Annotated in this window: 5 protein-coding genes; 3 read left to right on the forward strand and 2 right to left on the reverse strand. The window is 57.3% G+C overall.

Annotated elements, in window-relative coordinates; genetic code table 11:
- Positions 1-40: 40 nt before the first annotated feature.
- Complete coding sequence (locus NW843_RS10270) at positions 41-616, reverse strand: ureidoglycolate lyase (RefSeq protein ID WP_041437468.1); 576 nt, start codon at positions 614-616, stop codon at positions 41-43.
- A gap of 169 nt (positions 617-785) precedes the next feature.
- Positions 786-1,922 (reverse strand): non-hydrolyzing UDP-N-acetylglucosamine 2-epimerase, encoded by a 1,137-nt coding sequence (wecB, locus tag NW843_RS10275; protein ID WP_414343264.1) that lies wholly within the window; start codon positions 1,920-1,922, stop codon positions 786-788.
- A gap of 923 nt (positions 1,923-2,845) precedes the next feature.
- Between wecB and mgtE the strand changes: the two genes are divergently transcribed.
- The 3 genes from mgtE to NW843_RS10290 all read left to right on the forward strand — a co-directional run bounded on the left by mgtE (position 2,846) and on the right by NW843_RS10290 (position 5,350).
- The gene (gene mgtE, locus NW843_RS10280; protein ID WP_414522880.1) at positions 2,846-4,225 is read left to right on the forward strand and encodes a magnesium transporter; all 1,380 of its coding nucleotides are present in this window, start codon (positions 2,846-2,848) and stop codon (positions 4,223-4,225) included.
- 192 nt (positions 4,226-4,417) lie between these two features.
- Positions 4,418-4,621 (forward strand): hypothetical protein, encoded by a 204-nt coding sequence (locus NW843_RS10285; protein ID WP_238376758.1) that lies wholly within the window; start codon positions 4,418-4,420, stop codon positions 4,619-4,621.
- A 27-nt stretch (positions 4,622-4,648) separates the two neighbouring features.
- Positions 4,649-5,350, forward strand: coding sequence for an MgtC/SapB family protein (locus NW843_RS10290; RefSeq protein ID WP_414374796.1), 702 nt, complete (start codon positions 4,649-4,651; stop codon positions 5,348-5,350).
- The last annotated feature ends 40 nt before the right edge of the window (positions 5,351-5,390 follow it).

Below are 5,390 nucleotides of genomic sequence, written 5' to 3' on the forward strand. Positions count from 1 at the left end.
AAGCCCGCTCCGTACCGCCTAGCGGTTGATGTCGGGTAGTTTACACCAGCTCTAGGTGGATCTCCGCTTTTAGCCGTTGGGGGAGGGAAATTTTGAATACATCTCCCTGATTCATTTCGTGGGCATCTTCCATGCTGGCCAGGGCTTCCACCACTTCTTCGGAGTTGGCGGTTAGCACCACAACGGGGCGCTCGCAGGCAATGGGGAAATCGTGCCACGTGCCGAGGTGCAGCAGCAGCCCATGCCCGGCAGGGAATCGCAGGGCTTGTACTTTGTCGAGATCGGGAGCTGCTTTGGGATGGTTGGGAGGAGCCATCACCATGATGAACGGCTCTTGCCCCAGGCCGACAAACAACTGGGTCATACGCATGTGGCGCTCCAGCCAGAGCACAGGTGGATATCCGGGCAGGATCTTAGCCGTACGGATAACGGCTCTGCCGGTGTATTGAAAGTCGATGTTCTGTCCTTCCAGGACACGCCCCTGATAAAAGGGGATCCCCAGCCCAGGATTGGCCACATCGTCCCCTATAAGTTGGCCGAAGGGTTGCACATTTTCTGGGGTGGCATCCACAATCGGCACCCGGACAACGGTGGTGGCAGTTGCAGTCGTGCTCATGGTTTGCATCCTCGCTCTTGATTGGACTGGGGTCAATTGGATTGGAGTCAGGCTTTCTATCTTAATTGTCTTATTGAGAGCAATAGGTAAAGAAACGGTTTTCCCGGTAACGGTCTATACATCTTTGATTCTTATTTAATTCTTAACTTTTAATTCTTAACTTTGATTCTTAACTTTGTTCTTCTCGAGGGCTTTGCGGGTTAAACCACCGCTCGATGATGTGGCGAATTTGCCGGGCGGCAGTGCCATCGCCAAAGGGGTTTTGGGCTTGGGCCATGCGGGCATAGGCTTGTGGGTCTGTGAGCAATTCTCGGGCTGCCTTCAGGATCTTTTCGGGGTGTGTGCCTACCAGGCGGGCGGTGCCGGCAGCAATCGCTTCAGGACGTTCGGTGGTCTGCCGCAGCACCAGCACCGGTTTGCCCAGGGCAGGGGCCTCTTCTTGAATGCCGCCGGAGTCGCTGAGGATGAGGGTACAGCGCTGCATGGCGCTCACCCAGAGGGGATAGTCCAGAGGCTCAGTGAGAAAAGCCCGCTCATGGGATCCCAACAGGGCTTGCAGGGGATCCCGCACCAAGGGGTTGGGATGGAGGGGCAAAAGAAGGGCGGTATCGGGAAACTCGGCCAAGATCTGCAGCAGAGCCTTGCCGATGGCGGTTAAGGGATCCCCCCAATTTTCGCGTCGGTGCACGGTAACCAACAGGACACGGTAGCGCTGCCAGTCCAGCCCGGGAATGGGGCAGGGGATCCCTTGGGAGGCCACCTGCAGTAGGGCGTCGATGACAGTGTTGCCGGTGCAATGGATGGATCCCACCACGTGGCTTCGCTTCAGGTTGTCAACGGCTTGGGGGGTAGGGGCAAAGTGCAGGCTGGCCAACTGAGAGATCAGGCGGCGATTGGCCTCTTCGGGGAAAGGATTGTAGAGATCATCGGTGCGCAGTCCGGCTTCCACATGCCCAACCGGGATCCGGTGGTAAAAAGCTGCCAAGGCGGCAGCGAAGGCGGTGGTGGTATCTCCCTGCACCAAAACCAGTTGAGGATGTTGCTCTTGAAAGTAGAGTTCTAGGCCCCGCAAGGTGGCTTCGGTGATGTCCGTCAAGCTTTGGCGGGGGCGCATGATCGCCAGATCCCGATCCGCTTGCAGACCGAATAGCCGCATCACCTGATCCACCATTTCCCGGTGTTGTCCGGTCAAGATCAGCTCGGTGCGCAGATGGGGACTGGCACGCAGAGCTTGGATCACCGGGGCCAGCTTAATGGCTTCGGGCCGTGTGCCCAAGATCACGGCAACGAGGGGAAGAGAGGCCATAAGCTCAAGGACATCGGCACCTGTAGGAGATGGGAAGCGCAGCTCATTGAAGCAAGGCCACCAACAAACCACTAACAAAAACCACTAACAAAACAGAGGCGGCGAAGGGCGTGGGTTGCTCAAGGTCGCAAGCCACCGAGATGTAGACTCTGCTGAGTCAGGCTGAGGGCAATGTCGAGACGAGAGGAACCACAAGGGGGCTATTGCTGCTCACCCCGATCTTACCCCTCCAGCTGCTCCGCCGATTGTTCACCGGATGAGCTGGAGAAAAAGGGTTGACGGGATCCCACTCCTGCAACTAGCCTAAAGGGGGCTGAAGAGATCCTCTTCTGGCTGTCCGGGTTGTTTCGGTTAACCTTTTTGGAGGAAAACGTTCAACAGCATGGACGCTTCCGGTAGTTGTAGCGCCAGCCACCAGTGGATGGTCTTCGAGGAGCACGTTCTTGAAGATTGGGCTCTTACTGGTGTCTTCCTTTTCCCCGCTGACAGCTTCTGTCGTCGCTTGAGAGGATCCCGTTTCGCCAACGCGAAGGGGTGGGAGAGTTTTCCCGGCTAGCTTTTGACTTGGGTGGCTCTCTCAGTCGGCGACGAACAGATGAGCTGAGCAGAGCCTTACCTGAGCAATGGGTTTGTGCAGCCCTGTTCAGAAAAGGGGAGATCAGGAGTAATTCCGAGGGGATTCCCCTTGACTTTCCTGTTGTGGGTTTTGGGGTTTCCGCAGGCCTGGGGATCCCTTGGAGTCCCTTTTATCGGCTTGGGCGCTTGCGATCCAAGCTGGGCTTGGAGGCCTGGCGCTAGACCTACGGCTTGCTGCGCGGCCATCCAAGGGTTTCAGGGCTTCCCTGTGAGCCTCGGAGCACCGGTTGGCTGTTGACCTCCTGGTTCTCTTCATCCCGGCTGACCCCAACGTTCGGAGGTTTATCATGCGGCACAACGTTCTTCGCGATCTCCTAACCCCTGCTTCCTTGGAAGCCGCCAAGCGAGAGGCCAACCGCGCTCCCATTGCCGAGCTGGTGCAGCAGTTGATGGAGATTTCACCTCGGCAGCGGGTTTTGGCTTTCCGCTTGCTGGAAAAAGACAAAGCCATTGCAGTGTTTGAGTATCTGCGGCCCGAAGAGCAGGCCGATCTCATTCGCAGCATGGAAAGCCCAGAAGTGATCCGGCTGGTAGAAGCCTTACCTCCGGATGAGCGGGTGCGTCTGTTTGAGGAGTTGCCGGCCAAAGTAACCAAGCGCCTCATTGCCAACCTCAGCCCAGAAGCTCGGGAAGCAGTGAATATCTTGCTGGGTTATCCAGAGCGCAGTGCCGGTCGGCTGATGAACCTGCGCTACTTGTCGGTACGGGATACCATCACCGTCGGGGCTGCTCTGGCCAGCGTGCGGGACTCTCAACTGGGAGACGATGAGCTGGATGTGATTTTTGTGGTGGACGATCAGCGGTTCTACAAAGGTTTGGTTCGCACCGTGCGCCTCGTGAAAGCAGATCCGGATTTGCCCATTCGGGAGCTGATTGAGGGATCGGATATTTTTGCTCGGGTTACCGACCGGGATCTCCAGGCAGCTCGTTTGCTCAAGGATTCGGGCTTGCCGGCCATTCCGGTGGTGGATACGGAAGGGCGCTTGGTGGGAGATATCACCTTTGAAGATGTCATCAACTTGGTGGAAGAAGAAGCCACCGACGCCGCTCTGGCCCAAGCAGGGGTGGGCAACTTGCTCAGCCGAGACAAGGTTTGGAGCGAGCGCCTGGTTAAAGGCGCCCGTTGGTATGCCGTCCGCCTGCGCATCACGTTTTTAATCATCACCTTGATTGGCGGCATGTTGGTGGGGGGAGTGATCGAAACCTTTGAGGAGGTGTTGCAAGCAGTAACGGCAGCGGCTATTTTCATCCCCTTGGTCATGGATATGGGCGGTAATGTCGGTACCCAATCTACGACCATCTTTGCCCGTGGCTTGGCTTGGGGCCACATCAACGTGCGGCAGTTTCTCCCCTATTTGCTGCGGGAAGCCAGCATTGGTGGCATTATTGGTGTGATCCTGGGGGCCACGGCTGGGGTGATTGCCTACTTCTGGCAGGGGGCACCCAATGGGATCCCACAATTGGGTCTAGCGGTGGGCTTGGCTCTGGCCATTGTCCTCACTTTGGGGGCTATCTTGGGCGCCATTTTGCCCTGGGTGATGTTAAAGCTGGGCTTTGACCACGCTCCGGGAGCGGATCCTTTTATCACCACCATTAAAGACTTCACCGGCCTCTGGGTGTATTTCACCCTGGTGGCTTGGCTAGTCGGGGTTGAAGTGGGGCTCTAGGGCTGCGCCGGCGCTGGATCCAGGGGGCACCTCACCGGCAAAGCGCGTTCCAGGAACGAATAATCCAGCCCTTCTTGAGAAATCAGCCTTTCAGAGTCTCGCCACAAGGCCATCGCGACGGCGGCGCAGAGCACTTTTACGAGGTGTCCTTTGACCAACGAAGGGTTACAGCAAACATTTAGGAGGTGTGCCATGACCTTGAAAGTTCTATCTCCCTTGGCTGCTGCTCAATTTCGGTCACGGCTGCAGCAGTATGCCTATCGGGTGGGCATAACCTGTGCTTTAGAAACAGGTGGTAAGCTGGCCCCAGAATCCGCCTTTGCTCAACTGGAAGCCCTCTGGCAAACCTTGCAACAGGAAGCCACTGCCCTTGGGATCCCAGATGAGGATGGCTAAACTTTATCCTTTCACGAGAACCGGAGCATGACCTGGATTGACTTCACCTTGCGTTTGGCCGTTGCCTTTGTCCTGGGATCCCTCATTGGCCTGGAGCGACAGTGGCGGCAGCGTATGGCCGGCTTACGCACCAACACCTTGGTGGCCACGGGTGCAGCTTTGTTTGTCATGCTCTCGGTTCTCACCCCTGATGAAAGCAGCCCGACCCGTATTGCGGCCCAAGTGGTATCGGGGATTGGCTTTTTGGCCGGTGGCGTGATCCTCAAGGAAGGAGCCAGCGTCCGTGGCCTGAACACTGCCGCCACCATCTGGTGTGCAGCCGCGGTGGGAGCCTTTGCCGGATCGGGGTACATTCCCCAAGCTGCCATTGGGGCCGCAGCTGTGTTGATCTCCAACGTTGTGCTGCGTCCGCTGGGCTACCGCATCAACCAGCAGCCTTTGAAAGGCACAGAACTGGAACTGGTCTATGAGTGTTCATTTGTCTGCAAAAGCCAAGCAGAGGCCCACATCCGCGCCTTGCTCTTGCAAGGCATAGCTCCCACCCATCTCAAACTGCGCGCCCTCTACAGCGAAGACCTGGAGGACAAGCCCGATCTGGTCAAAGTCGAAGCAGAGCTAGTCACCCAGACCCGCGACGACCAAGCCCTGGAACTTGTCGTCAGCCGCCTCAGCCTAGAGCCAGGCGTGATCACTGCCCGATGGCGGATCATCGAACAGGAATTTGGGTAAACTACCCGACTCCGACCGCTAAGCGGTACGGAGCGGGCTT

The organism is Synechococcus sp. R5-12 (assembly GCF_047502655.1).
Lineage (GTDB): Bacteria > Cyanobacteriota > Cyanobacteriia > Thermostichales > Thermostichaceae > Thermostichus.